Here is a 25682-nt window from a genome sequence, read left to right as displayed (position 1 = left end):
ATCAAAAAAACCAGCGTGAGCTGGTTTTTATTTTTCAATAATTTTGTGGGCGATTAACTGACGGTAACAAATTTGTTTATTGCTTTTAGCATCGTTGATAATCTGAAGAATCGTTTCAAATGATGTTCGACCAAGTTCTAGGCTATTGATATCGACATAGGCTGCCAAGTTGAGCTTGGGATTGACTGAGTCGAAGCTGAGAACAGGGACATCCAGCTGGTGCTTAGCGATGTAGTCACAGACCCCTTCAGCTAGGAGGCTATCAGTTGTGATGATAGCATCAATCATAGGATCGTGTTTAAATAAACGCTTACTGAATTGATAACCTTTTTCTTCTAGAAATTCATTCGCAAAATAGGTTAAGTTACTATCAAGAGGCAGTTGGTACTGTTTGAGTGCTGACTCATAGCCTGTTAAACGGTCTTGTGTTACGAAGAGTCGCTTAGTACCTCCGATAAAGGCAATTCGATTGCAGCCTTTTTTGATGAAATATTCAGTCGCATCAAAGCCAGCTTGAACGTTGTCATTATCGACAAGTGGAATGAAGGGGGACAGAGATTTTCCGAGGATGAGGAAGGGGAACTGCTCATCAGCCACCAGTTTGACTAAAGGATCTTCCTCTTCGGCATAAAGGAAAATTAAACCGTCTACACGTTTACCATAGACCATTTGTGAAATGGCAGTAAGACGCTCCTTCTCATCTTTCCCTGTTGCTATCTGAATGGCATAGTGGTTTTCAGATGCGACTTGAGAGATGCCGCGTAGGACAGATGGAAAGAAAGGATTCTGGTAGAAGGCGTCTGAGTCATCGGGAAGAACTAAGCCGATAACTTGAGTATAGCTACTTACCAAACTGCGAGCGTTGAGGTTGGGGTGGTAATTGAGTTCCTTCATAGCCTTGCGAACGCGTTTTTTAGTTTCATCGCTAATGGTTGATTTATTTTGAATAACACGGGTTACGGTTGAAGGCGAAACACCAGCAGCCTTGGCCACGTCTTTAATCGTAACGGGCATAAAAATCTCCTATTTATGGTAATCTGGATCACGGAAATGCGTTTTATAAAAGATAGTGACTAGATACAGAACAAAAAGAATGTTTTGTACAGTAATCAAAGTTGTCATATTTTGGCCAAAGAGTCCCAAAATAAGCGTAATCAGAGTCGGCAATCCTAAACAGTTCAAGATAAAATGGTAGCACTCTTTAAAGGTTCTAAATGAAAAGAGTCGGGATTTCTTAGTGATATAAAGGAGAAGACTCGCTCCTAGAGAGACGATAAAGAAATTCAAACCAAAGAGGAAGCTTGCACCGAGAACTAGAAAGAGACTGATATAGACACGATTTTGTTGGTACCAGTCTTTAGAAATCGCTTGGGTCAAGCTGTCTTTACTTTTGAAACTCTCAGTCTGAATCGCTCGGTAAGAGATACGGGTCAATTCCTTGCTTTCCTTGCTGATGACGAGCTCATTCGTATAGAAATGCAGTTGCAAGTCCCTAGGTAATTCCTTGCTTTGACTTGGACCGATCACAATAGAAGGCACTTGACTAGCTGTTCCTGTATAAGTTAATTTACCATCAACAATTGCAGCATGTTCAGAGAGGTCCTGGACAACCCCATCCGTCAGAGGTTCATAGACATTATCGATAAAGGTTTCTAGCGGATAAGTCTCCTGCGAGCTGTTTTGGATGGCAATAGGTACCATAGACAAGCTGATAAGGAAGATACTGGTAAAGAGAAGCTGAAACCAGTTGAGCCCGAAACGTTTGGACAGGGGCTTACGAAATCCCCAAATACTTGAAAAATAGGAAAATGGATATGGAAGCATAGGTATCTTTCTAAAAGGTGTTTTCTATATGAGTATTATTATATAGAGAAATGCGCTTTATTTCAAGTCTAGGAGAAAAATTGCTTGTTGCAAGAATATTATTTACAGTAGCAATCGCTAATACTCAATGAAAATCAAAGAGCAAACTAGGAAGCTAGCCGCAGGTTGCTCAAAACACTGTTTTGAGGTTGTGGATAGAACTGACGAAGTCAGTAACCGTACTACGGCAAGGCGAAGCTGACGTGGTTTGAAGAGATTTTCGAAGAGTATAAAATGAAAAAGGGTGGCGGGGAAATATTATCCCTTGTCGCCACCACTTGTAAGTCCTGAAACAAAGTTCTTTTGTAGGAAGAAGAAGAGAATACAGATTGGAAGGGCGATGAGGATAGCACCTGCTGAGAAGTAGGCAATCTTCATGTTTTTCGCATTGTTAACGAAGGTTTGGAGACCTACGGCAACAGTAAAGTATTCTTTCTCACGAAGCAAGAAACTAGAGAGGATGTAGTCCCCGAAAGGTCCCATGAAGGCCCAGAGAGCTTGTACGGCAACCATTGGGCGAACAAGTGGAAGAACAATTTGCCAGAAGCGGCGGAAGTGTCCTGCACCGTCTAGTTTTGCAGATTCGTCTAGAGACATTGGCACTGTATCGAAGTAGCCTTTCATGAGCCAAGCATTCATCGGGATACCACCACCAACGTAGAGGAAGATAAGGAACCAGCTGTGGTTAAGGGCGTTCAACATAAGCGCCATAACGAAGAAGGCTGTCAAGGCGGCCATAGTTGGCACCATTTGGATGATCAAGAAGAAGACCAAACTTTGTTTACGAGCCAAGAAGTTGTAACGGCTGTAAGCATAACCAGCAAGTACGATGATACTTGTTTGAACAGCCATGGTAATCAAGGCGATAATCAAAGTGTTGAGGTACCAAGTACCGTACAAGGTTTCAGAGAAGAGCCCTTGGAAGTTAGCAAAACTAAAGTCGACGTTGCTGTCTAGTTTAAAGGCTACTACGTTACCAGTCTTGAAGGCTGACATAATGGTAATCAACAGTGGATAGATAATCACAATTGATAGACCAATCAGGTAAAGGTATGTAAGGGTTTGAGTCAGTCTACGTTTGAGTTTAATTGAGTTATTCATCTTAGACGTCCTCCATATCAAATGCGTGTAGTTTCTTGAATGCGATCATAGAGATTGAGATGACAATGATAGAGATAATCAAGGTAACAGCTGCCGCCATTGAGTATTGAGGAGATGTACCTGTTGTCAAACGGTAGATCCATGAGATCAAGATATCGGTTGAACCAGCTCCACCACCGACACTACCAGGTCCTCCAGCATTGAAGAGGTACATGATAGAGAAGTTGTTAAAGTTGAAGGTGTATTGACTGATCAAAGTAGGTGCCGCAACAGCCAAGATCATTGGGAAAGTGATGTTGCGGAATTTTTGCCAAGCATTGGCACCGTCAATATAAGCTGCTTCGTAAAGGTCGTTAGGAATAGATTGCAAGATACCCAAGGTCAAAACGTAGATGTATGGGAATCCAAGCCAACCTTGCATCATAATCAAGGCAATTTTAGTCCAAGTTGGGTCTGTTTTCCAAGGAATAAGAGCCCCATCAAGGAAAGGAAGGAATTTGGCCAAGATTGGCAATACTTGAGTGTTGATAGCTCCGACACTATCGTTAAACATGTTTGAGAATGTCAAGATAGTGATGAAGGCTGGGACAGCCCAAGGAAGAAGGAAAATAACACCGAAGATACGTTTTCCTTTGATAAATGGTTGGTTAGCAATGATAGCTGTGAAGATACCGATTACGATTTGTAAAGTAGAAGCTGCCAAAGCCCAGATGATCGTCCAAGAAAGAACGGCACCAAAGGCTGAACGGAAGGTACTCAAGCTCCAGATATTTGTAAAGTTGGTCAAACCAACCCAGTCCAACAATTTGTTTGGTGGCAAGTGTTGGAAGTCGTAGTTAGTAAAGGCGATCATCAAGGTTACGATAACTGGGAAGATAATCGCGAAGGTCATAGCAACATAAGATGGGATGATCAAGAGGTAAGGGAAACCATTTTCATAGATTCCTTTGATCATATCTTTGAGGCTACGTGGAACTGGAATTCCATTGTTAATGCGTTTTGCAATTGTATGTGCATCTTTGATATTTGCGAAATAAAAGAGTACATAAACGACTACAAAGATTAAATGGAAGGCGCCACGAATCAGCATAAAGAGGGAATTATCACGACCTGGTTTATCACCAAGAGTGATGAGATTGCTCAATTCAGGGGCTGCAAGTGATAGGAAGTAAAGGACAAATACAAGGGTTACACCAAGGAAGATAAAACCTTTGGCTTTTTGTTTATTGTAAATCTGTCCTAACCCAGGAATGATAGACAGCAGGGCTGCTTTACTAGGTTGTTGCTTTTCCATAATAACTCCTTTCATAGAATACTGGTTTTTAGATAAAACCTAAACTATTTATGTTTCTATTGATAAATTCAAAGGGGGATTTGAATTCCACCCCCCTTGAACAAATTTTTTATTCACCAAATTTTTGTTTGATTGTTTCTTTGATCAATGTTACAGCATCGTTAGCAGCTGTTTTAGCATCTTTCTTACCGCTTACAGAGTCAAAGAGCATGTTAGCAGCTGGTTCCCAAACTGCAGACATTTGAGAGATGTTTGGCATTGGTTGAGCGTTCTTGAACTGTTTGATAACAGCTGTTGTCAACTCATCGTTTTTACCTTCAGCGTATGAACGAGCTTCAGTGTTAGCTGGGATTTCGTTAGTTGCATCGTAGAAGGCTTTTTGTTGTTCAGTTGAAACAAGGAAGTCTACAAATTTTTGTGCGCCTTCAAGGTTCTTAGTGCTTGATGGGATAATCCAAGCTTTACCACCACCGAATGCTGCGTAATCTTTTCCGTTTGGAAGAGTTGGGATAGTTGCAACACCGTAGTTTACTTTAGCATCTTTGAATGCTTGAGCTTTCCAAGGTCCATCAATGATAGCAGCTGTTTTACCTTCTTGGAATTGAGTTTGGATTAAGTTTCCAGCAGCTGTACCATCTTGCATACCTTTAGGCCATTTTTCGTACCAAGATTTAGCGTAGTTGATACCTGCGATAGAACCGTCGTTAGCAAGACCGATGTCTTTAGCATCTTTACCGTTTTGACCGAATACGTATGCTCCGTTACCAGCAAGAAGTCCGTATGCATAGTAGAAGTTTGTCCAGTCAGCTAGGAAAGCAGAAGTTTTTCCATCTTCTCCAGCGAAGGCATATTTGCTATCTTTAGCAAGGTTTTCCAAGTCAGCAAATGTTTTTGGAGCTTCTTTTACCAAGTCTTTGTTGTAGTACATAACAAGTGACTCGATAACGGCAGGAGCACCGTAAACTTTACCGTCAGCAGCTGTTACAAGAGATTTAGTTTTATCATCTGTTTTAGCGCCATCGCTCAATTTAACTTCTGAAAGTTGTCCGTCAGTACCAAGGCTACCTACACGGTCGTATGGAGCCATCATAACGTCAGCGGCTTGACCTGATTGGTTGTCAAGAGAAAGTTTGTCAAGACCACCAAGTTGGTCACCAGATTTGATGTTAACTTTTGTTCCTGATTCTTTTTCATAAGCTTTAGCAACTGTTTCAGCATAAGCTTTGTATTGGTCTTCAACGTAAAGAGTGATTTCTTTCGCTTCAGATGAACCAGAATCAGCAGGCTTATCAGCAGTTTTGCTTCCGCAAGCTACCAAAAGCAAGCTAGCAAGTGTAGCAGTTCCAAGCACAGCAGCGCTCTTCATGAATTTAGATGACATAGTGTATTCCTCCTAAAGAATAACAAATTTTATAATGAGGAAACGCAAACGTTTTCCTTTATGGGACTAGTATAGCACAAACAGAAAACGGTTGCAAGTGTTTTTTGTAAAAAATTTAAAAAAATTTCACGAATAGGGTAAGCGTTTTATTTGTTTACAATAGAAGAAAAGTCAGAAAATATATTTTCATGATTTTACTGAAATTATTTAGGGAAACGATTGCTTAGATTTTGAACAAAAAATAAATTGATCTAGACCAAAAGTAAGCTAAGTTGGGCCTTCGATTTGTAGTTGAAGAAGATTTTGTAAATAGAAAAGGAAAATGTATATGTATACATAAAGAAGGACAACTTTTTTTAAAAAAATAATCAAAAGTTTTTTTAAAAACGCTTGCAATTATTCCAAAAATGAAGTATACTTATCTTAACGCAAACGTTTGCGTCCAAAAATGAAAATTTAAACTACAAATACACGAGGTGTTGTTTATGAAAAAACGTCAAAGTGGTGTGTTGATGCACATCTCTTCTCTTCCAGGAGCATACGGAATCGGATCATTTGGTCAAAGTGCTTACGACTTCGTTGATTTCTTGGTCCGCACAAAACAACGTTACTGGCAGATCCTTCCATTAGGAACAACTAGTTACGGGGATTCTCCTTACCAGTCTTTCTCAGCCTTCGCAGGAAACACTCATTTTATCGATTTGGATATCTTGGTGGAGCAAGGTTTGTTGGAAGCAAGTGACCTTGAAGGAGTTGACTTTGGTAGCGATGCGTCTGAAGTTGACTATGCTAAGATTTACTATGCACGTCGTCCTCTTTTAGAAAAAGCGGTGAAACGTTTCTTTGAAGTCGGAGATGTTAAAGATTTTGAGAAATTTGCTCAAGACAACCAATCATGGCTTGAGCTCTTTGCTGAGTATATGGCTATCAAAGAGCATTTTGAAAATCTTGCTTGGACAGAATGGCCAGATGCTGATGCTCGCGTTCGTAAAGCTTCGGCACTTGAAAGCTATCGTGAGCAATTGGCAGACAAGTTGGTTTACCACCGCGTGACTCAATACTTCTTCTTCCAACAATGGTTGAAATTGAAAGCTTACGCTAATGACAACCACATCGAAATCGTTGGGGATATGCCAATCTATGTAGCGGAAGATTCAAGCGATATGTGGGCAAATCCACATCTCTTCAAGACAGATGTCAACGGTAAGGCTACTTGCATCGCAGGATGCCCACCAGATGAGTTTTCTGCAACTGGTCAGCTTTGGGGTAACCCAATTTATGATTGGGAAGCAATGGACAAAGACGGCTACAAATGGTGGATTGAACGCTTGCGTGAAAGCTTCAAAATCTACGATATCGTTCGTATTGACCACTTCCGTGGTTTCGAATCTTACTGGGAAATCCCTGCTGGTTCCGATACAGCAGCACCTGGTGAGTGGGTGAAAGGTCCAGGCTACAAGCTTTTTGCAGCCGTTAAAGAAGAACTTGGTGAGCTAAATATCATCGCTGAAGACCTTGGCTTCATGACTGATGAAGTTATCGAATTGCGTGAACGTACTGGCTTCCCAGGAATGAAGATTCTTCAATTTGCTTTCAACCCAGAAGACGAAAGTATCGATAGCCCACACTTGGCACCTGCTAACTCAGTTATGTACACAGGAACACACGATAACAATACGGTCCTTGGTTGGTACCGTAACGAGATCGATGATGCGACTCGTGAGTACATGGCTCGCTATACTAACCGTAAAGAATACGAAACAGTTCCACACGCTATGCTTCGTACAGTCTTTTCATCAGTTAGCTTCATGGCAATTGCAACTATGCAAGATTTGCTAGAATTGGATGAGACAGCTCGTATGAACTTCCCATCTACCCTTGGTGGAAACTGGTCTTGGCGTATGACTGAAGATCAATTGACACCAGCTGTCGAGGAAGGTTTGCTTGACTTGACAACAATCTATCGACGAATTAATGAAAATTTGGTAGAATTAAAGAAATAATACAATATCAGGAGACACCTTAAACATGTTATCACTACAAGAATTTGTACAAAATCGTTACAATAAAACCATTGCAGAATGTAGCAATGAAGAGCTTTACCTTGCTCTTCTTAACTACAGCAAGCTTGCAAGCAGCCAAAAACCAGTCAACACTGGTAAAAAGAAAGTTTACTATATCTCAGCTGAGTTCTTGATTGGTAAACTCTTGTCAAACAACTTAATCAACCTTGGTCTTTACGACGATGTCAAAAAAGAACTTGCTGCTGCAGGTAAAGACTTGATCGAAGTCGAAGAAGTTGAATTGGAACCATCTCTTGGTAATGGTGGTTTGGGACGTTTGGCTGCCTGCTTTATCGACTCAATTGCTACTCTTGGTTTGAACGGTGACGGTGTTGGTCTTAACTACCACTTTGGTCTTTTCCAACAAGTTCTTAAAAACAATCAACAAGAAACAATTCCAAATGCATGGTTGACAGAGCAAAACTGGTTGGTTCGCTCAAGCCGTAGCTACCAAGTACCATTTGCAGACTTTACTTTGACATCAACTCTTTACGATATTGATGTTACTGGTTATGAAACAGCAACTAAAAACCGCTTGCGTTTGTTTGACTTGGATTCAGTTGATTCTTCTATTATTAAAGATGGTATCAACTTTGACAAGACAGATATCGCTCGCAACTTGACTCTCTTCCTTTACCCAGATGATAGTGACCGTCAAGGTGAATTGCTCCGTATCTTCCAACAATACTTCATGGTTTCAAACGGTGCGCAATTGATCATCGACGAAGCAATCGAAAAAGGAAGCAACTTGCATGACCTTGCTGACTATGCAGTTGTACAAATCAACGATACTCACCCATCAATGGTTATCCCTGAATTGATCCGTCTTTTGACTGCACGTGGTATCGAGCTTGATGAAGCAATCTCAATCGTTCGTAGCATGACTGCCTACACTAACCACACAATCCTTGCTGAAGCCCTTGAAAAATGGCCTCTTGAATTCTTGCAAGAAGTGGTTCCTCACTTGGTACCAATCATCGAAGAATTGGACCGTCGCGTGAAAGCAGAAGTGAAAGATCCAGCTGTTCAAATTATCGATGAGAGCGGACGTGTTCACATGGCTCACATGGATATCCACTATGGATACAGTGTTAACGGGGTTGCAGCACTTCATACTGAAATCTTGAAAAATTCTGAGTTGAAAGCTTTCTACGACCTTTACCCAGAAAAATTCAACAATAAAACAAACGGTATCACTTTCCGTCGTTGGCTCATGCATGCTAACCCAAGATTGTCTCACTATTTGGATGAGATTCTTGGAGAAGGTTGGCACCATGAAGCAGATGAGCTTGAAAAACTCTTGTCTTATGAAGACAAAGCAGCTGTCAAAGAAAAATTGGAAAGCATCAAGGCTCACAACAAACGTAAATTGGCTCGTCACTTGAAAGAACACCAAGGTGTGGAAATCAATCCAAACTCTATCTTTGATATCCAAATCAAACGTCTTCACGAGTATAAACGCCAACAAATGAACGCCTTGTACGTGATCCACAAATACCTTGACATCAAAGCTGGTAACATCCCTGCTCGTCCAATCACAATCTTCTTTGGTGGTAAAGCAGCTCCAGCCTACACAATCGCTCAAGATATCATCCACTTGATTCTTTGCATGTCAGAAGTTATTGCTAACGATCCAGCAGTAGCTCCACACTTGCAAGTTGTTATGGTTGAAAACTACAACGTTACTGCAGCAAGCTTCCTTATCCCAGCATGTGATATCTCAGAACAAATCTCACTTGCTTCTAAAGAAGCTTCAGGTACTGGTAACATGAAATTCATGTTGAACGGAGCTTTGACTCTTGGTACTATGGACGGTGCTAACGTGGAAATCGCTGAGTTGGTTGGCGACGAAAACATCTACATCTTTGGTGAAGATTCAGAAACTGTTATCGATCTTTACGCAAAAGCAGCCTACAAATCAAGCGAATTCTACGCTCGTAAAGCTATCAAACCATTGGTTGACTTCATCGTTAGCGATGCAGTTCTTGCAGCTGGAAACAAAGAGCGCTTGGAACGTCTTTACAATGAATTGATCAACAAAGACTGGTTCATGACTCTTCTTGACTTGGAAGACTACATCAAGGTTAAAGAACAAATGTTGGCTGACTACGAAGACCGTGACGCATGGTTGGATAAAGTTATCGTTAACATTTCTAAAGCAGGATTCTTCTCATCTGACCGTACAATCGCTCAGTATAACGAAGATATCTGGCACTTGAACTAAGATACAAGTTTATACTAATACATTTTGTAAAAAAGCGAGTTTCGATTGAAATTCGCTTTTTTAAATGCTGTGGATTTGGGTCAATCTTGTCTTAAAAGAAGAGAAAGCATAGACGTATTGAAGGTTTAACACTCTCTTTCAACCTTATGCTTCTTTGCAGTTGATTACCTCATATTTCTTGTATTCGCTTACATAAAGTATTATAATATGATTGTAGGAAAGAAGGTGTTTTTATGTGGAAAAAATATTTTTCAAAATATAGATGGACTGATTTATTTTGGATTGTATTTGTTATTTTGACATGCCTCTATATAGGTAACCATGATTTGTTTCCTCTCAATCATCAAGAATTCTCTTTTCGTGGTAGCGTTTGGGGTCTGGTACTGGCCTTATATCACTTATTGTTCATTGATAAGTTTGTAATTTCGAATCGAAAATAAAGATTAGAACTATGCCTGACTGCCTACTTTTATGATTGATTTTTGGGGGAAGATTTTGTCTCTGTTATTTATTATTTTAAATTTATCTATTTTGTATAAGATCTATTCTTTGAGGCGGGAGAAATCGAAATACTTGATTTATACGGCCTATATCATATTTGGGGTAAATGTAATATATGGTATTCAATGGTTATTAAAAGAACTGGTTTCAAAGATTTCCACTTAATGTGTATAGAAACTCCAGTGATTTTTGCATAACAAAACGCATAAGATTAAGTTTTTTGAGTACCTGTTCTTATGCGTTTTTGTAATATTGAAGATTTTCAGTAAGTTTTCTACCTTTGCGAACTCTAGTTTAGATTGCTTTCCCAACCAAAATCTCTGCTTCAATAGTAATCTCTGTCAGTTGGCTCCAGTCAATCTTGCTCTGGTCGATGTGAAAGAGGAGAGGAGTCATACTGAGTAGGGCTTGGAGCTGATCTGCTGTGATAGTCTTAGTCAGAGAGGCCGTTTGGCTAGATAGGATGGTAAAGTGTTCTTGGAAATGATTTTTGATATCTTGGTTGGAATAGTTCTTGTTTGTAAGCTGGTCTTGTACCTTCTGACGGATTTCTTTGAGGTGATTTTTAGTTGGAATAACCTTTATCAAGATACCGTCTTTGGATAAAACGCGACGAAATTCTCCATAGTTGGCAGGTGAAAAGATATCTAGTAGAATATCCATGCTGGCGTCTTTTATAGGGAGACGAGCTAGGTCGCCAACGAACCAATTGACTGCCCGGTTGGGTTCACTCTTGGCAGCGATTTGGACTGAATCTTTGGAGATGTCAAAGGCATAGAAAGTTTTTTCAGAGTGACTTTCTTGAAGTTTGCGAGAATAGAATCCTTCGCCACAACCGATATCTAAAATTGTTTTGGCATTTTTTGAGTTTGAAAGTAAATCAGAGACGACCTCTAGAATAGCCTGATAAAAGCCGGCTTCTAGGATTTGTTGACGGTTTTGAAAATTTTCCTTGTCGTAGTTGGTAGATTGCTTGATTTGAGGTGCCAGATTGACATAGCCAAATTTAGCCAAGTCAAAAGAATGGCGATTGTTGCATTTGAGACTGCTCTCTAGCAGAGTCAGATTTTCTTGGCAGATAGGACAGGCAAAGGCAGTCGCAGAAGCGAAGCGCTGCAGTTTGGGTTTGAGATTTGTATTCATAGTTTAAGTGTATCAAAAGAGGCAAATGAAAGCAACTTTAGGATGATTTGTAATAGAATTAAATAGTAGTATAATTACTTTTCAAAGTACCAAAATTAAATTGCTTTTATATACAAATTAATATATAATAATAGCTAGGAGGAAATAAGTATGTTAAAAGAAGTATTAACCGTTGCAAAAGTTGCGAAAAAATCATCACTTTTTTTGGGTGGTGTCGCATTTGGTACCCTTGGTTTGAAAATCTTGGCAAGTAAGGAAGCTAAAAAAGGTTATTCTAAAGCTTTGGCTAAGGCTTACAAGTTGAAAGACGGGCTAGATGCATCTGTTTCTGTTGTGAAACAACATGGAGACGATGTCTTGCAAGATGCCAAATATTTGTACGAGCAAGAGAAAAAAGAAGAGCAATTAGATAGCCTTATAGGAGAATAATATGTCTTTTAAAGTGCTACATAGAGGATACCAACATATCCGACTATCATCTTCTTTTTCACTCACCTTGGATATTCAAGACTATCTTCGTTCCTTGGCGAGAGATGAAAAGGGGATTGAGTCTATCCAGTTTTACATGGATCAACAGCACTTTACTCTACGTATAAAAGAAGGCTTCTCTGTATTAGACAATGCAGAAGCCTTTTTAAAAAGAATTAATAAAGGGAAAGTTTCTGAGTTGATGACTCTTCCCATTCGTAGAGAAGAGAGTGCTTATTCTATTGTTTCAGGCGCAGCGATTAAGCGTGTGCTTTTTCGTAGTTTTGTGCCGTATCCTATTCGCTATATATGGACTTGTTATCAGGCTTTTGGCTATATTAGAGAAGCCTATCAAACACTAGCGCGTAAGGAACTAACGATGGAAGTCTTGGACTGTTCGGCGATTTTATTGTCCTTGTTTATGAACCAATCCAAGACAGCTAGCAATATCATGTTTATGCTTGATTTGGGGAATCATTTAGATCAGTGGTCCTTGAAAAAAACTGCAACAGATTTAGAACAAAGCCTTCTTGCAAAAGAGAGCGATGTATTCCTAGTACAGGGCGATACGGTTGTTAGTATCAAGAGTTCCGATATTCAAATAGGAGATGTCTTGGTCCTATCTCAAGGAAATGAAATTCTGTTTGATGGACAAGTAGTTTCAGGTTTAGGTATGGTCAACGAAAGTTCCTTGACAGGAGAGAGTTTTCCAGTTGAAAAAAGAGAGTCTGATTTGGTTTGTGCAAATACAGTATTAGAAACTGGAGAGTTACGCATTCGTGTAACCGATAATCAGATGAACAGCCGGATTTTACAACTGATTGAGTTGATGAAGAAATCTGAAGAAAACAAGAAAACGAAACAACGCTATTTCATCAAGATGGCGGACAAGGTCGTCAAATATAATTTCTTGGGGGCTGGTCTGACTTACCTATTAACAGGTTCTTTTTCTAAGGCTATTTCTTTCCTATTGGTCGATTTCTCCTGCGCTTTGAAAATCTCTACCCCTGTAGCTTATTTGACAGCTATCAAGGAGGGGTTGAATCGTGAAATGGTGATTAAGGATGGGGATGTTCTGGAGAAATACCTGGAAGTTGATACATTCTTATTTGATAAGACTGGGACAATCACAACTAGCTATCCTATAGTTGAAAAGGTGTTACCTTTTGGAGACTATAGTGAGGAAGATATTCTCAGAATCAGTGCCTGTCTTGAGGAACACATTTATCATCCTATTGCTAATGCCATCGTCAAGCAAGCTGAGATAGAGGGAATTGAACATGAGGAAATGCATGGGAAACTCCAATATATCGCAAGCAAGGGAATTAAGTCCCATATCGATGGTCAACCAGTTCTTATTGGAAATTATGTCTTGATGCAGGATGAACAGATTCATATCAGTTCGGAGCAAAATGCTTTAATTGAAGAGTACAAGAGTCACTACAATCTCTTATTCTTAGCCTACCAGAATGAATTAATTGGAATGTTCTGCATTCATACTCCTTTGAGAAAAGAAGCAAAAGCAGCCTTGGAGAAACTTAAGGCACAAGGGAAAAAATTGATTCTGGCAACAGGGGATACCTTGGTTAGAACAGAGGAATTAGTCAAAGATTTGCCCTTTGATCAGGTCTATACAGACTTGAAACCTGATGGGAAATTTGAGTTAGTAGAGGAACTGCAGAAAGCAGGTCACACTATTTTGATGGTTGGAGATGGATTGAATGACTCAGCGGCTCTAACCCTATCAGATATCGGAGTGGTGATGAATGAGAGTGCAGATATTTCTAAGCAGATGAGCGATATCTTATTGTTAGATAATCGCTTGGATTTCTTCCAAGAGTTGGATTCGCTGTCATCATCTTTGCAAACACTCATCAAGAAGAATATTCAAGATACCGTTGTCGTAAATAGTAGTTTGATTGGCTTTGGCTTGTTTAATTGGCTCAGTCCTTCAAATCTCTCTATCTTACATAATCTAACAACCTTGCGCATTGTCCTGCGTAGCCTGTCTATTAAGGGATAGGTGGGGACTATTCACAGCAAAAAGGAGTTACCTTTCTCGAGGGTAACTCCTTTGTTTATAGATGAATGTTGAATAGTTTAGTAAGTCAATACAAAGTATTTTTTCTTACCGCGACGAATAACAGTCAGTTCATTCTCTAACTTATCTGCGTCACTCAAGACATAGTCAAGGTCTTGGATGCGGTCACCGTTGACGTAGATAGCTCCGTTTTGGACGTCTTCACGGGCTTGGCGTTTTGAGTTAACCACACCAGATGACACGAGAAGTTCTACGATATTGTGGTTTTCATCTGCTTGTACTTGGTAGTTTGGTACACCACGAAGTCCTTGTTTGAGCTCTTTAACAGAAAGATTCTTGATGTTTCCTGCAAAGAGTTGCTCAGTGATGTTGAGGGCTTCTTTGTAAGCTTCCTCGCCGTGAACGAGTGTAACGACTTCACGAGCCAAGACTTTTTGAGCCAAGCGTTCGTGTGGCGCTGCTTCAAATTGTTTACGAATGTCTTCAATCTCATCAAGTGACAAGAAAGTAAAGATCTTCAAGAAGCGAACAGCGTCAGCGTCCATAACGTTCATCCAAAATTGGTACATTTCGTATGGAGAAGTCTTTTCAGGATTGAGCCAGACTGCGTTTCCTTCTGATTTACCAAATTTCTTACCAGTTGCATCTGTGATAAGCGGAACTGTGATAACGTGTCCAGTCTTGTCAGCCTTACGACGAAGCAATTCGGTACCAGCTGTCATATTTCCCCACTGGTCAGAACCACCGATTTGAAGCGTTACGTTGTGGTCTTGGTTAAGAACGAAGAAGTCGTAACCTTGCATGATTTGGTAAGCGAACTCAGTGTAGGAAATCCCTGTTTCGATCCGTTTTTTCACAGACTCTTTACTCATCATGTAGTTGACAGTGAAGTATTTTCCGATATCACGGAGGAAGTCAATGAAGCTGATGCTGCCAAACCAGTCGTAGTTGTTGACCATGACAGCCTTGTTTTCACCATTTTCAAAGTCAAGAAAACGAGAAAGTTGTCCTTGGATAGACTTGACCCAGCCATCTACTGTGTCTTTTGTTTGGAGACTACGTTCAGCATCTTTGAAGGACGGATCTCCGATGAGACCTGTAGCACCGCCAACGAGCGCATAAGGTTTGTGACCTGCTAGTTGCAAGCGACGACTTGTCAAGATTGCGACAAGGTGGCCTAGGTGAAGGCTGTCAGCAGTCGGATCGTAGCCAGTATAATAAGAAACTTGACCTTCTTCTAGGGCTTTACGCAAAGCTTCTTCATCAGTCGTTTGAAATATCAAACCACGCTCTTTTAGCTCATCAAAAATGTGCATGTGTCTTTTCTCCTTTTTAAAATTATTGTTTCTACCTATTGTATCACAAACTCGGGCAATAGCCTAGCAGAATAGGGAAGAAAGTGGCTATTTTATTGAAAGTTTCCCTTTTGTGGTATAATAAATAGAGTGAGGAAATCCATGCAAAATCAATTAAATGAATTAAAACGAAAAATGCTGGAATTTTTCCAGCAAAAACAAAAAAATAAAAAATTAGCTAGCCCTGGCAAGAAAGGCTCAAGTGCCGAGAAATCTAAATCCTTAGAGAAGCCAGCCATTTTTCCAGCTATTTTACTGAGTATAAAAGCTTTATTTAACTTGCTCTTTGTGCTCGGTTTTCTAGGAGGAATGTTGGTAGCTGGGATTGCTTTGGGGTACGGAGTAGCCTTGTTTGACAAGGTTCGGGTGCCTCAGACAGAAGAATTGGTACATCAGGTCAAGGATATCTCTTCTATTTCAGAGATTACCTATGCGGATGGGACGGTGATTGCTTCCATAGAGAGTGATTTGTTGCGCACTTCTATCTCATCTGAGCAAATTTCGGAAAATCTGAAGAAGGCCATCATTGCGACGGAAGACGAACACTTTAAAGAACATAAGGGTGTAGTGCCCAAGGCGGTGATTCGTGCGACCTTGGGGAAATTTGTAGGTTTGGGTTCCTCAAGTGGGGGTTCAACCTTGACCCAGCAACTGATTAAACAGCAGGTGGTTGGGGATGCACCGACCTTGGCTCGTAAGGCGACAGAGATTGTGGATGCTCTTGCCTTGGAACGCGCCATGAATAAAGACGAGATTTTAACGACCTATCTCAATGTGGCTCCATTTGGCCGAAATAATAAGGGGCAGAATATTGCAGGGGCTCAGCAGGCAGCTGAGGGGATTTTCGGTGTAGATGCAAGTCAGTTGACTGTTCCTCAAGCAGCATTTTTAGCAGGACTTCCACAGAGTCCCATTACCTATTCTCCTTATGAAAATACTGGAGAGTTGAAGAGTGATGAAGACTTAGAAATTGGCTTGAGACGGGCTAAGGCGGTTCTTTACAGTATGTATCGCACAGGTGCCTTAAGCAAAGACGAGTATTCTCAATATAAGGATTACAATCTTAAACAGGACTTTCTCCCTTCAGCTACAGTCACAGGTGTGTCACGAGGCTATTTATACTTTACAGCCTTGGCAGAAGCTCAGGAACGTATGTATGATTATCTAGCTCAGAGAGACAATGTCTCCGCCAAGGAGTTGAAAAATGAGGCAACTCAGAAGTTTTATCGCGATTTGGCATCCAAGGAAATTGAAAATGGTGGTTATAAAATTACTACTACCATAGACCAGAAAATTCATTCTGCTATGCAAAGTGCGGTTGCTGACTATGGCTATCTTTTAGACGATGGAACAGGTCGTGTAGAAGTAGGGAATGTCCTGATGGACAACCAAACAGGTGCTATTCTAGGTTTTGTAGGTGGTCGTAATTATCAAGAAAATCAAAATAATCATGCCTTTGATACCAAACGTTCGCCAGCTTCTACTACCAAGCCTTTGCTGGCCTACGGTATTGCTATTGACCAGGGCTTGATGGGAAGCGAAACTATTCTATCTAACTATCCAACAAACTTTGCTAATGGCAATCCGATTATGTATGCTAATAGCAAGGGAACAGGAATGATGACCTTGGGAGAAGCTCTGAACTATTCATGGAATATCCCTGCTTACTGGACCTATCGTATGCTCCGTGAAAAGGGTGTTGATGTCAAGGGTTATATGGAAAAGATGGGCTACGAGATTCCTGAGTACGGTATTGAGAGCCTGCCGATGGGTGGTGGTATTGAAGTCACAGTTGCCCAGCATACCAATGGCTATCAGACCCTAGCAAATAATGGTCTATATCATAAAAAACATGTGATTTCTAAAATTGAAGCAGCAGATGGTAGAGTGGTGTATGAGTATCAGGATAAACCAGTTCAAGTCTATTCAAAAGCTACTGCGACAATTATGCAGGGCTTGCTGCGAGAAGTTCTATCCTCTCGTGTGACAACAACCTTCAAGACGAATCTGACTGCTTTAAATCCTACTCTAGCTAATGCAGATTGGATTGGGAAGACTGGTACAACCAACCAAGACGAAAATATGTGGCTCATGCTTTCGACACCTAGATTAACCCTAGGTGGCTGGATTGGGCATGATGATAATCATTCATTGTCACGTAGAGCAGGTTATTCCAATAACTCTAATTACATGGCTCATCTGGTAAATGCGATTCAGCAAGCCTCCCCAAGCATTTGGGGGAACGAGCGCTTTACTTTAGATCCTAGTGTAGTAAAATCTGAAGTCCTGAAATCAACAGGTCAAAAACCAGGGAAGGTTTCTGTTGAAGGAAAAGAGGTAGAGGTCACAGGTTCTACTGTTACCAGCTATTGGGCTAATAAGACAGGAGCGCCAACGACCAGTTATCGCTTTGCTATTGGTGGAAGTGATGCAGATTATCAGAATGCTTGGTCTAGCATCGTGGGGAGTCTACCAACTCCATCAAGCTCCAGCAGTTCAAGTAGTAGCTCAAGTGCTACACGACCTTCTGCTTCAAGGACAAGACGATAAGTTCTATAAACTGTGCTAAATGAAGTGGCCAATCAATGGATTGCCACTTTTTTCTTTTTCCCTTTCGTGTTACAATAAAGGTATGAATCAGTATCAGAAAAAGATTGTTAAAGGAACCATTTATTCGCTCCTATCCGGCTTAATATGGGGAATCTGTGGAATTTTGGGAGAATATTTCTTTACTCATTATCAAGTGTCCTCTGGCTGGATTACTTCTATGCGTTTGACACTAGCAGGGAGTCTTGTGCTCATTTGGTCTGCAATGCAATTAAAATCGCAAGTGCTAGATATTTGGCGAGATAAGAAAAATTACCTGCCCTTTTTGGCCTATGCTATTTTGGGGATTTTTTCAGTCCAGTATTTTTTCTATCTCTGTGTAGAATACTCAAATGCAGCGACAGCAACTATTTTACAGTTTATCAGCCCTGTCTTTATTCTCTTTTACAATCGTTTGGTTTATCAAAAACGAACGTCAAAAAGCGCTATTTTTTATGTTTTGGTTGCCATGTTGGGTGTTTGCCTGATGGCGACAAAGGGAGATATCTCTCAATTATCCATGACACCACTAGCCCTTGTGACGGGGTTGCTGAGTGCCATGGGTGTTATGTTTAATGTTATCCTACCTCAGCCTTTCGCGAAGCGCTATGGTTTTGTACCCACGGTTGGGTGGGGGATGATTTTGGCAGGTTTATTTAGCAATGTTCTCTCGCCAGTGCATCAGCTTTCCTTTACTCTTGATATTTGGAGTATCTTGATTTGCCTCACTATTGCTTTCTTTGGAACGGCTTTTGCTTTTTTTATTTCCATGAAGGCTGTGTCTTTGGTTTCTCCTTTGGTGGTTTCCGTTATCAGTGCCAGTGAACCTCTCTCTTCTGCCCTTTTGAGTGTTTTATTTTTAGGCTTGGTAGTGGATTGGTCCCTTCTTCTAGCTATGGCTCTGATTATTTTACCTATGATTTTCCTATCGATAGAAGAAGCGAAAGAAAGTGAATAAAAAGTCTTTTCTTAATTCTAAAAGTGTGCTATACTAGAATAGTCAATAAAACACGGGGAGATAGTTGTGAAGAGTGTTTTTAGGTTGTATCGGTAGGGGCTTGCTTTTACCGACAGCACGTTTTATCTCACATCCCTAAAAATCATACCTAAAAACAAACAAAAAGGCTTCAAATTTGAGGCCTTTTTTGGTAGAATAGGTATCATTAAAATGAACTAGGAGGCGCTTATGACTGCTACAAAAATGAACGCTCAAGAAATTATCCAATTTATCGCCAATGCTGAAAAGAAAACCAGTGTTAAAGTAACCTTTGAAGGACAACTTGCAACTGCTGTACCTAGCTCTGTTGTTAAACTAGGGAATGTCCTATTTGGAGACTGGAAAGATGTTGCTCCGCTTCTCGATGGCTTGGTAGAAAATCAAGACTATGTTGTTGAGCAAGATGCTCGCAATTCTGCAGTTCCTTTGCTAGATAAACGTGCTATCAACGCTCGTATCGAGCCAGGTGCTATTATCCGTGACCAGGTTGAAATTGGTGACAATGCTGTTATCATGATGGGAGCAGTCATCAATATCGGTGCTGAAATCGGTGCAGGAACCATGATTGACATGGGGGCTATCCTTGGTGGCCGTGCTATCGTTGGGCAAAACAGTCACGTTGGTGCAGGTGCTGTTCTTGCAGGTGTGATTGAGCCAGCTAGCGCAGAACCAGTGCGTGTAGGAGACAATGTTCTTATTGGGGCCAATGCAGTGGTTATCGAAGGAGTCCAAATCGGTAGTGGTTCAGTTGTTGCAGCAGGAGCTATTGTTACCCAAGATGTCCCAGAAAATGTGGTGGTGGCAGGTGTTCCAGCTCGTATTATCAAAGAGATTGATGCCCAAACCCAACAAAAAACAGCGCTAGAGGATGCGCTTCGTACCTTGTAATTTGTAAAAGAAAAATAGAGGCGGAACCCTTTTCCAGCCTCTTTCTGTTATATAGGAGGATAGATAGATGTTAGATTTGATTCAGACTAGACGAGATTTGCACCAGATTCCAGAGATTGGCTTGGAGGAGTTCAAGACTCAGGCTTATCTGCTAGATGTGATTGAGAAATTGACTGCGGGCAAGGGTTTTGTCCAAGTTCGTACTTGGCGGACAGGTATTTTGGTTTACTTGCAGGGAAGTCAGCCAGAGCGTACCATTGGTTGGAGAACAGATATTGATGGCCTGCCTATCGTCGAACAAACAGGCCTTCCTTTTGCTTCCCAGCACCAAGGTCGCATGCACGCCTGTGGCCATGATTTTCATATGACTATTGCCTTGGGCTGTCTTGAGCGAGCCCTTGAGGAGCAACCCAAGAATAATCTGCTCTTCCTATTTCAACCTGCTGAAGAAAATGAGGCTGGTGGTATGCTCATGTATGAGGATGGCGCTTTTGGAGACTGGTTGCCAGACCAGTTTTATGGGCTTCATGTCCGTCCAGATTTAAAAGTCGGCCAGATTGCGACCAATACTCATACACTCTTTGCAGGGACTTGTGAGGTGAAGATTCGTTTCAAGGGTAAAGGGGGACATGCAGCCTTTCCGCATGAAGCCAATGATGCCTTGGTGGCGGCTAGTTACTTTGTGACCCAAGTACAGTCAGTTGTCAGCCGCAATGTCAACCCAATCGAGGGAGCGGTGGTGACCTTTGGTGTTTTTCAAGCTGGAACAACCAACAATGTCATCACAGATACAGCATTTTTACACGGAACCATTCGTGCCTTGACTCAGGACATGAGCCTCTTGGTACAAAAAAGAGTCAAGACAGTCGCAGAAGGAGTTGCTGCTGCCTTTGATATGGAAGTTGAAGTCGAACTCAAGCAAGGTGGTTATCTGCCTGTTGAGAACAATCCAGCCTTGGCGCGTGAACTGATGGATTTCTTTGAAGAGAAAGAGGGAATTGAGTTGATTGATATTGAACCTGCTATGACAGGTGAGGACTTTGGTTATCTCCTTTCAAAGGTTAATGGCGTTATGTTTTGGCTAGGTATCGATAGTCCCTACGCTCTTCATCACCCTCAGATGAGTCCTAAGGAAGAAGCTTTAGCTATTGGGGTGGATGCGGTCTCTAGTTTCCTGAAAAAGAAGGCAGCAGAGTAGAGGAATTGGCTATGAAATCGGAATTACGCAAGCAAGTCTTGCAAGAAATGAAGGCTATCCCTCGAACTCAAAAAGTTACTATGGATCTAGCTTTAACCGAACGACTTTTACAACACCCCTTTTACCAAGAAGCTAAAATCATCGCAACCTATCTCTCTTTTCCTCATGAGTTTCAAACGCATGAACTGATTGAGCAGGCGCTGAAGGACGACAAAAAGGTTCTGATACCCAAAACCTATCCCAAGGGGCGCATGGACTTTGTGGTCTATGATTCGCAACAACTGGTCAAAACTTCCTTTGGCTTACTGGAACCACAGGGAGATTTGGAAGTGGTGGATGCATCTCAGATTGATTTGATTCATGTTCCAGGGCTGGCTTTTACAATGGAAGGCTACCGGATTGGCTATGGCGGAGGCTATTATGACCGCTATCTGAAACATTTTACTGGTCATACTTTGAGTCCGGTTTATCCTTGTCAAATTCAGGACTTTATCCCTGAAAATCATGATATTCCTGTTGAGGAGGTTCTGATTGATGAAGGAAATCTTTGATAGACGTTACCCTGTGACGAGTTTTTTCCTCTTAGTGACGGCCTTGGTATTTCTACTAATGTTGGTGACTACAGGTGGAAACTTTGATAGGGCAGATACCCTATTTCGATTTGGAGCCATGTACGGGCCTGCCATTCGCCTCTTTCCTGAGCAGGTTTGGCGTCTCTTCTCTGCCATTTTTGTCCATATTGGGTGGGAGCATTTCATTGTCAATATGCTTTCGCTTTATTATCTTGGAAGGCAGGTAGAGGAGATTTTCGGTTCTAAGCAGTTTTTCTTTCTCTATCTCTTATCAGGAATGATGGGCAATCTCTTTGTTTTTGAGTTTAGTCCCAAATCCTTAGCAGCAGGAGCTTCTACTTCTCTCTATGGGCTATTTGCTGCGATTATTGTTCTTCGCTATGCTACGCGTAATCCTTATATCCAGCAGTTGGGGCAATCTTATCTGACACTTTTTGTGGTTAACATTATTGGAAGTGTTCTGATTCCAGGAATCAGCCTAGCAGGTCATATCGGTGGAGCAGTTGGTGGCGCATTTCTAGCAGTTATCTTTCCAGTTCGAGGCGAAAGACGGATGTATAGCGCTAGTCAGAGACTGGTAGCGTTAGTGTTGTTCGTAGGACTCGCAGTTTTGCTTTTCTACAAGGGAATGGGGTTTTGACGACTAATATGTAAACTTGAATAAGAAAAAAGCTACTTAAAAAATGAGTAGCTTTTAATGTGTTTTGGAACCATTCGAAACAACACAGCTCTAAAAATAAGTCGTTGTGTGTAGATGATTTGAGAAAGTGAGCGCCCATTCTATCGCGAAGAAGTCATTTGTAAATAAGGTTTTTTGCAGAAAATTGAGAATGGTGTGCTTTTTATTTCTTTTGTATTAAGTTTTTAGAATATAGTGTTGTATCAGTCTTATTATATATTTTAAAAATAGAAAATGTTATAATATTAGAAATTGATTGAAGAATCATTAGAATAAAAGAGGTATAAAGTTGGAAAATTGTGTTTACATTATTTCAGGCCCTCCAGGCGTTGGGAAAAGCACAGTCAGTAAGGAGTTGGCCTATTCTTTTAAGAAAAGTGCAGTAATTGAAGGCGACATGATTTATTTAATGATTAAAGGAGGACTCGTGGCTCCTTGGGAAGATGATGGTTATTACATGGATTTATTTTGGGATAATATTATCAGTCTGATCAATAATTTCATCGACCGAGGCATTACCGTTGTGATAGAATATGTCATTTTTGAAGAGCAACTAAAGAAAATTGCAACCTTCTTAAAAGAAAAACAAATTGGTCTAAAATATTGTGTCTTAATGGCCGAAGAAAAAACCTTGAAAGATAGGGATGGTTCTCGAAAAGAAATGAAAAGAGTGGGCAACTTATCAATACAAGCAAGAAGTGAGTTTCTAGCTAAAAATAAGGAGAAGGAAAAACATTTTCTGTATACAGATGATTTAGACGTCCCCAAAATAGCAAATATCATTAAAACTTCAAATCGATTTTTGATTGAAAATCTGTAATCTGTCATTAAGGACCGAGGTTGAGTTGGTAGATTTAGAGACATATCAAATAAATCTTTAAATTGTATGTAAATTTGTAAAATAATTAAGTCTCCAGAGTCAACTTGCTGGAGACTTAATTTATTATCTGGAAACTAATTCTATTCCTTCTCAGCCAATTCTTTTCCAAGCTGGATGAGGTAATCTTTCAAGTCATCTTTGACTTGTGGGTGCTTGAGGGCGTAGTCAATAGATGTTTTCATAAAGCCAAACTTATCCCCAACGTCGTAACGAGCTCCTGTAAATTCGCGAGCGAAAACACGTTGTGTTTTATTGAGAGTATCGATTGCATCGGTAAGTTGAATTTCATTTCCAGCACCTGGAGTTTGATTTTCTAAGATATCAAAAATCTCAGGCGTGAGAAGATAGCGGCCGATAATAGCTAGCTCACTTGGAGCCTCCTCTGGAGCTGGTTTTTCAACGAAAGTTTCGACACTATAGAGTCCATTGATTCCCTCACCTTGAGGAGAAATGACTCCATATGATGAAACGTCTTCATGTGGTACGTGCATTACGGCAATTGTTGATGCATGAGTTTTCTCATAGTCATTCATTAGTTGTTTCGTCAATGGGATAGCTTTTTCGTTAGTGATGTCCATAAGGTCATCACCTAGCATAACAACGAAGGGCTCATTCCCAACAAAAGCTTTGGCTTGTAAGACAGCATCGCCAAGACCACGAGGGTGAGTTTGGCGAATGAAATGGAGGCGCATACCAGTTGCTTCATCTACCAATTTTAACAAATCCGTTTTGCCTTTTTCCTTAAGATTGTATTCAAGCTCAAAGTTTGAGTCAAAGTGGTCCTCAATAGAACGTTTTGATTTACCAGTGACAACTAGAATATCTTCAATACCTGATTTGAGAGCCTCTTCCACGATAAACTGGATAGTTGGTTTGTCTACAATTGGCAACATTTCTTTAGCAAGGGCCTTGGTTGCTGGTAAAAATCGAGTTCCAAGCCCAGCGGCAGGGATGACTGCCTTTCTAACTTTTGATGTCATAAGAATCCTTTCTTTAGAGGGTTAAGACCACTCATTTTCTGCTTTAAATTCATTGTTCATGATGTCGTAAATGGCATCTTTAATATTGGTTCCGTGGTAGATAACTTGGTAAATGGCCTGTGTAATGGGCATATAGACTCCAAGTTCTTGCGCTAGTTCATAGGCTGCTCGAGTCGTTGAGATTCCTTCGATTACCATGCCCATATTGGCTTCGATATCAGCTAGGGATTCTCCACGACCAAGAGCATCTCCAGCTCTCCAGTTACGAGAGTGGATGGAAGTTCCCGTTACGATCAAGTCTCCTACACCAGATAAGCCACTATAGGTCAGTGGACTGGCACCGAGTGCTACTCCTAGGCGGGTAATTTCTGCCAGGCCTCGAGCGATGATGGCTGCCTTAGCATTGTCACCAAATCCCAGACCATGTAAAGCTCCAGCACCGACAGCAATAATGTTTTTAAGAGCGCCAGCGGTTTCGACCCCTATAACATCCGTATTGGTATAAAGTCGAAAGTAGTGATTACTAAAGAGTTCTTGAACGTATTGAGCTGTTTGTAAATCTTTAGAAGCAGCAGTGATTAAAGTCAGGTCACGTACAATGGTCTCTTCTGCATGGCTAGGCCCTGAGACAACGACGATATCACTGCGGAGATGTTCAGGAATTTCTTCTTCAAGGATGGTTGATAATCGTTTATGGCTATCAGGTTCTAATCCCTTTGATGCGTGCATGATAATAGCCTTATGGTCCAAGGTTTTTGCAACTTGTTGGGCAACAAGTCGTGTCACTTTTGTTGGGACAACAAACAAAATCGCATCCACATCTTTCAGTGTCTCTGCTAAGTCAGTGTAGGCAATGATTTTGTCATCTAGAAAGACATCTTTAAAGTAGTGTGTATTAGTATGGTGTGTATTAATTTCATTGATTTGTTCGGGAATGTTTCCCCAAATACGTACCTCGTGTCCATTGTCATTTAAGACTTGTGAAAGGGCAGTTCCCCAAGAACCAGGCCCCAAGACGGCGACGGTTTGTTTTTCCATGTTTTCCTCCTTGATAGAGTTCTCTTTTTATTTTATCACATTCTAGGGGATTTTGCACTTGCATTACTGGGGAGTGGTTGCTTTGTTACTTGAAAAATACACAAAAACCGAGGCTAAGTAATTAAACACTTAGTCTCGGTTTTGATATTCCTTAAAGAATAGCTAGGTTTATTTCAATTGATCTGTAATGTCTTTTGATAGCAACATTCCCAGATGATAAGTTTTATTGATGTAAGCAATGACATCGTTGATATTTTCAGTTGTGTGAATTTTTTCTTTGATGCCAGCCCTAAATGTTTCATCCTTTAAAAGTTGTTCTTGGTAGAGCCTTTGCAGTCTCTCCTTCTCGTACTTATTGAGCAGAAAAAGGAAAACCAAGCTAATCACAACGAGGATATAAGCATATTGGCTCATAGAATATCTCCCTGTA

Annotated in this window: 22 protein-coding genes; 12 read left to right on the top strand and 10 right to left on the bottom strand. The window is 40.8% G+C overall.

Annotated features, from left to right (window positions below; genetic code table 11):
• Positions 1-27 precede the first annotated feature (27 nt).
• The 5 genes from B7695_RS08710 to B7695_RS08685 form a co-directional block, all read right to left on the bottom strand.
• Complete coding sequence (locus tag B7695_RS08710) at positions 28-1014, bottom strand: LacI family DNA-binding transcriptional regulator (protein ID WP_084891163.1); 987 nt, start codon at positions 1012-1014, stop codon at positions 28-30.
• 9 nt (positions 1015-1023) lie between these two features.
• On the bottom strand, positions 1024-1824 hold the full coding sequence (locus B7695_RS08705; RefSeq protein WP_084891161.1) for a DUF1189 domain-containing protein: 801 nt from the start codon (positions 1822-1824) through the stop codon (positions 1024-1026).
• Positions 1825-2121: 297 nt separating this feature from the next.
• Positions 2122-2964: a sugar ABC transporter permease gene (locus tag B7695_RS08695; protein ID WP_084891159.1), complete on the bottom strand. Its 843-nt coding sequence runs from the start codon at positions 2962-2964 to the stop codon at positions 2122-2124.
• A 1-nt stretch (position 2965) separates the two neighbouring features.
• Positions 2966-4258 (bottom strand): carbohydrate ABC transporter permease, encoded by a 1293-nt coding sequence (locus tag B7695_RS08690; protein WP_192855769.1) that lies wholly within the window; start codon positions 4256-4258, stop codon positions 2966-2968.
• A gap of 109 nt (positions 4259-4367) precedes the next feature.
• Positions 4368-5639, bottom strand: a complete 1272-nt coding sequence (locus tag B7695_RS08685) for an extracellular solute-binding protein (protein ID WP_084891155.1) — start codon at positions 5637-5639, stop codon at positions 4368-4370.
• Between the two features lie 485 nt (positions 5640-6124).
• Here B7695_RS08685 and malQ point away from each other — a divergent pair, with 485 nt between their 5' ends.
• The 3 genes from malQ to B7695_RS11750 all read left to right on the top strand — a co-directional run bounded on the left by malQ (position 6125) and on the right by B7695_RS11750 (position 10366).
• A complete protein-coding gene (gene malQ, locus B7695_RS08680) occupies positions 6125-7642 on the top strand; it encodes a 4-alpha-glucanotransferase (RefSeq protein ID WP_084891153.1) in 1518 nt (505 codons plus the stop codon).
• A gap of 25 nt (positions 7643-7667) precedes the next feature.
• Positions 7668-9926, top strand: a complete 2259-nt coding sequence (gene glgP / locus B7695_RS08675) for a glycogen/starch/alpha-glucan family phosphorylase (RefSeq protein ID WP_084891151.1) — start codon at positions 7668-7670, stop codon at positions 9924-9926.
• A 233-nt stretch (positions 9927-10159) separates the two neighbouring features.
• On the top strand, positions 10160-10366 hold the full coding sequence (locus B7695_RS11750) for a hypothetical protein (protein WP_084891149.1): 207 nt from the start codon (positions 10160-10162) through the stop codon (positions 10364-10366).
• Positions 10367-10721: 355 nt separating this feature from the next.
• Here B7695_RS11750 and B7695_RS08660 read toward each other — a convergent pair whose 3' ends face one another.
• On the bottom strand, positions 10722-11570 hold the full coding sequence (locus B7695_RS08660; protein WP_084891146.1) for a putative RNA methyltransferase: 849 nt from the start codon (positions 11568-11570) through the stop codon (positions 10722-10724).
• Between the two features lie 150 nt (positions 11571-11720).
• On the opposite strand from B7695_RS08660, the gene B7695_RS08655 reads away from it, so the two are divergent.
• Both B7695_RS08655 and B7695_RS08650 read left to right on the top strand, forming a co-directional pair.
• Complete coding sequence (locus tag B7695_RS08655; RefSeq protein ID WP_000910910.1) at positions 11721-11999, top strand: DUF6110 family protein; 279 nt, start codon at positions 11721-11723, stop codon at positions 11997-11999.
• Between the two features lies 1 nt (position 12000).
• Positions 12001-14061, top strand: coding sequence for a heavy metal translocating P-type ATPase (locus B7695_RS08650; RefSeq protein ID WP_084891144.1), 2061 nt, complete (start codon positions 12001-12003; stop codon positions 14059-14061).
• Between the two features lie 77 nt (positions 14062-14138).
• On the opposite strand, the gene tyrS is transcribed toward B7695_RS08650, so the two are convergent.
• Positions 14139-15395, bottom strand: coding sequence for a tyrosine--tRNA ligase (gene tyrS / locus B7695_RS08645; RefSeq protein WP_000546884.1), 1257 nt, complete (start codon positions 15393-15395; stop codon positions 14139-14141).
• 141 nt (positions 15396-15536) lie between these two features.
• On the opposite strand from tyrS, the gene pbp1b reads away from it, so the two are divergent.
• The 7 genes from pbp1b (at position 15537) to B7695_RS08610 (ending at position 23174) form a co-directional block, all read left to right on the top strand.
• The gene (gene pbp1b / locus B7695_RS08640; protein ID WP_084891142.1) at positions 15537-17984 is read left to right on the top strand and encodes a penicillin-binding protein PBP1B; all 2448 of its coding nucleotides are present in this window, start codon (positions 15537-15539) and stop codon (positions 17982-17984) included.
• Positions 17985-18066: 82 nt separating this feature from the next.
• A complete protein-coding gene (locus B7695_RS08635) occupies positions 18067-18978 on the top strand; it encodes a DMT family transporter (RefSeq protein ID WP_084891140.1) in 912 nt (303 codons plus the stop codon).
• A gap of 228 nt (positions 18979-19206) precedes the next feature.
• A complete protein-coding gene (gene dapD / locus B7695_RS08630; protein ID WP_084891138.1) occupies positions 19207-19905 on the top strand; it encodes a 2,3,4,5-tetrahydropyridine-2,6-dicarboxylate N-acetyltransferase in 699 nt (232 codons plus the stop codon).
• A 67-nt stretch (positions 19906-19972) separates the two neighbouring features.
• A complete protein-coding gene (locus B7695_RS08625; protein ID WP_084891136.1) occupies positions 19973-21103 on the top strand; it encodes an N-acetyldiaminopimelate deacetylase in 1131 nt (376 codons plus the stop codon).
• An 11-nt stretch (positions 21104-21114) separates the two neighbouring features.
• On the top strand, positions 21115-21654 hold the full coding sequence (locus B7695_RS08620; RefSeq protein ID WP_084891134.1) for a 5-formyltetrahydrofolate cyclo-ligase: 540 nt from the start codon (positions 21115-21117) through the stop codon (positions 21652-21654).
• Entirely contained in the window at positions 21638-22315 is a 678-nt protein-coding gene (locus B7695_RS08615) for a rhomboid family intramembrane serine protease (RefSeq protein ID WP_084891132.1), read from the top strand. Before B7695_RS08620 ends, B7695_RS08615 begins: the two co-directional genes overlap by 17 nt.
• A 328-nt stretch (positions 22316-22643) precedes the next feature.
• On the top strand, positions 22644-23174 hold the full coding sequence (locus B7695_RS08610) for an ATP-binding protein (RefSeq protein WP_084891130.1): 531 nt from the start codon (positions 22644-22646) through the stop codon (positions 23172-23174).
• Between the two features lie 140 nt (positions 23175-23314).
• Here B7695_RS08610 and galU read toward each other — a convergent pair whose 3' ends face one another.
• From galU to B7695_RS08595, 3 genes are all read right to left on the bottom strand, one after another.
• On the bottom strand, positions 23315-24214 hold the full coding sequence (gene galU, locus B7695_RS08605; protein ID WP_084891128.1) for a UTP--glucose-1-phosphate uridylyltransferase GalU: 900 nt from the start codon (positions 24212-24214) through the stop codon (positions 23315-23317).
• A gap of 21 nt (positions 24215-24235) precedes the next feature.
• The gene (locus B7695_RS08600; protein ID WP_084891126.1) at positions 24236-25252 is read right to left on the bottom strand and encodes an NAD(P)H-dependent glycerol-3-phosphate dehydrogenase; all 1017 of its coding nucleotides are present in this window, start codon (positions 25250-25252) and stop codon (positions 24236-24238) included.
• A 168-nt stretch (positions 25253-25420) separates the two neighbouring features.
• A complete protein-coding gene (locus B7695_RS08595) occupies positions 25421-25666 on the bottom strand; it encodes a MarR family transcriptional regulator (RefSeq protein WP_084891123.1) in 246 nt (81 codons plus the stop codon).
• Positions 25667-25682: the final 16 nt, after the last annotated feature.

This window comes from Streptococcus mitis (assembly GCF_002096845.1).
Lineage (GTDB): Bacteria > Bacillota > Bacilli > Lactobacillales > Streptococcaceae > Streptococcus > Streptococcus mitis_A.
The sequence above is the reverse complement of the archived record's forward strand: the minus strand, read 5'-3'. Positions and strand labels throughout refer to the sequence as shown.

Bases quoted from the DNA above. Each gene is read 5' to 3' on its own strand.
- B7695_RS08710 (WP_084891163.1), bottom strand. From the start codon at position 1,014: ATGCCCGTTACGATTAAAGACGTGGCCAAGGCTGCTGGTGTTTCGCCT.
- B7695_RS08705 (WP_084891161.1), bottom strand. From the start codon at position 1,824: ATGCTTCCATATCCATTTTCCTATTTTTCAAGTATTTGGGGATTTCGT.
- B7695_RS08695 (WP_084891159.1), bottom strand. From the start codon at position 2,964: ATGAATAACTCAATTAAACTCAAACGTAGACTGACTCAAACCCTTACA.
- B7695_RS08690 (WP_192855769.1), bottom strand. From the start codon at position 4,258: ATGGAAAAGCAACAACCTAGTAAAGCAGCCCTGCTGTCTATCATTCCT.
- B7695_RS08685 (WP_084891155.1), bottom strand. From the start codon at position 5,639: ATGTCATCTAAATTCATGAAGAGCGCTGCTGTGCTTGGAACTGCTACA.
- malQ (WP_084891153.1), top strand. From the start codon at position 6,125: ATGAAAAAACGTCAAAGTGGTGTGTTGATGCACATCTCTTCTCTTCCA.
- glgP (WP_084891151.1), top strand. From the start codon at position 7,668: ATGTTATCACTACAAGAATTTGTACAAAATCGTTACAATAAAACCATT.
- B7695_RS11750 (WP_084891149.1), top strand. From the start codon at position 10,160: ATGTGGAAAAAATATTTTTCAAAATATAGATGGACTGATTTATTTTGG.
- B7695_RS08660 (WP_084891146.1), bottom strand. From the start codon at position 11,570: ATGAATACAAATCTCAAACCCAAACTGCAGCGCTTCGCTTCTGCGACT.
- B7695_RS08655 (WP_000910910.1), top strand. From the start codon at position 11,721: ATGTTAAAAGAAGTATTAACCGTTGCAAAAGTTGCGAAAAAATCATCA.
- B7695_RS08650 (WP_084891144.1), top strand. From the start codon at position 12,001: ATGTCTTTTAAAGTGCTACATAGAGGATACCAACATATCCGACTATCA.
- tyrS (WP_000546884.1), bottom strand. From the start codon at position 15,395: ATGCACATTTTTGATGAGCTAAAAGAGCGTGGTTTGATATTTCAAACG.
- pbp1b (WP_084891142.1), top strand. From the start codon at position 15,537: ATGCAAAATCAATTAAATGAATTAAAACGAAAAATGCTGGAATTTTTC.
- B7695_RS08635 (WP_084891140.1), top strand. From the start codon at position 18,067: ATGAATCAGTATCAGAAAAAGATTGTTAAAGGAACCATTTATTCGCTC.
- dapD (WP_084891138.1), top strand. From the start codon at position 19,207: ATGACTGCTACAAAAATGAACGCTCAAGAAATTATCCAATTTATCGCC.
- B7695_RS08625 (WP_084891136.1), top strand. From the start codon at position 19,973: ATGTTAGATTTGATTCAGACTAGACGAGATTTGCACCAGATTCCAGAG.
- B7695_RS08620 (WP_084891134.1), top strand. From the start codon at position 21,115: ATGAAATCGGAATTACGCAAGCAAGTCTTGCAAGAAATGAAGGCTATC.
- B7695_RS08615 (WP_084891132.1), top strand. From the start codon at position 21,638: ATGAAGGAAATCTTTGATAGACGTTACCCTGTGACGAGTTTTTTCCTC.
- galU (WP_084891128.1), bottom strand. From the start codon at position 24,214: ATGACATCAAAAGTTAGAAAGGCAGTCATCCCTGCCGCTGGGCTTGGA.
- B7695_RS08600 (WP_084891126.1), bottom strand. From the start codon at position 25,252: ATGGAAAAACAAACCGTCGCCGTCTTGGGGCCTGGTTCTTGGGGAACT.
- B7695_RS08595 (WP_084891123.1), bottom strand. From the start codon at position 25,666: ATGAGCCAATATGCTTATATCCTCGTTGTGATTAGCTTGGTTTTCCTT.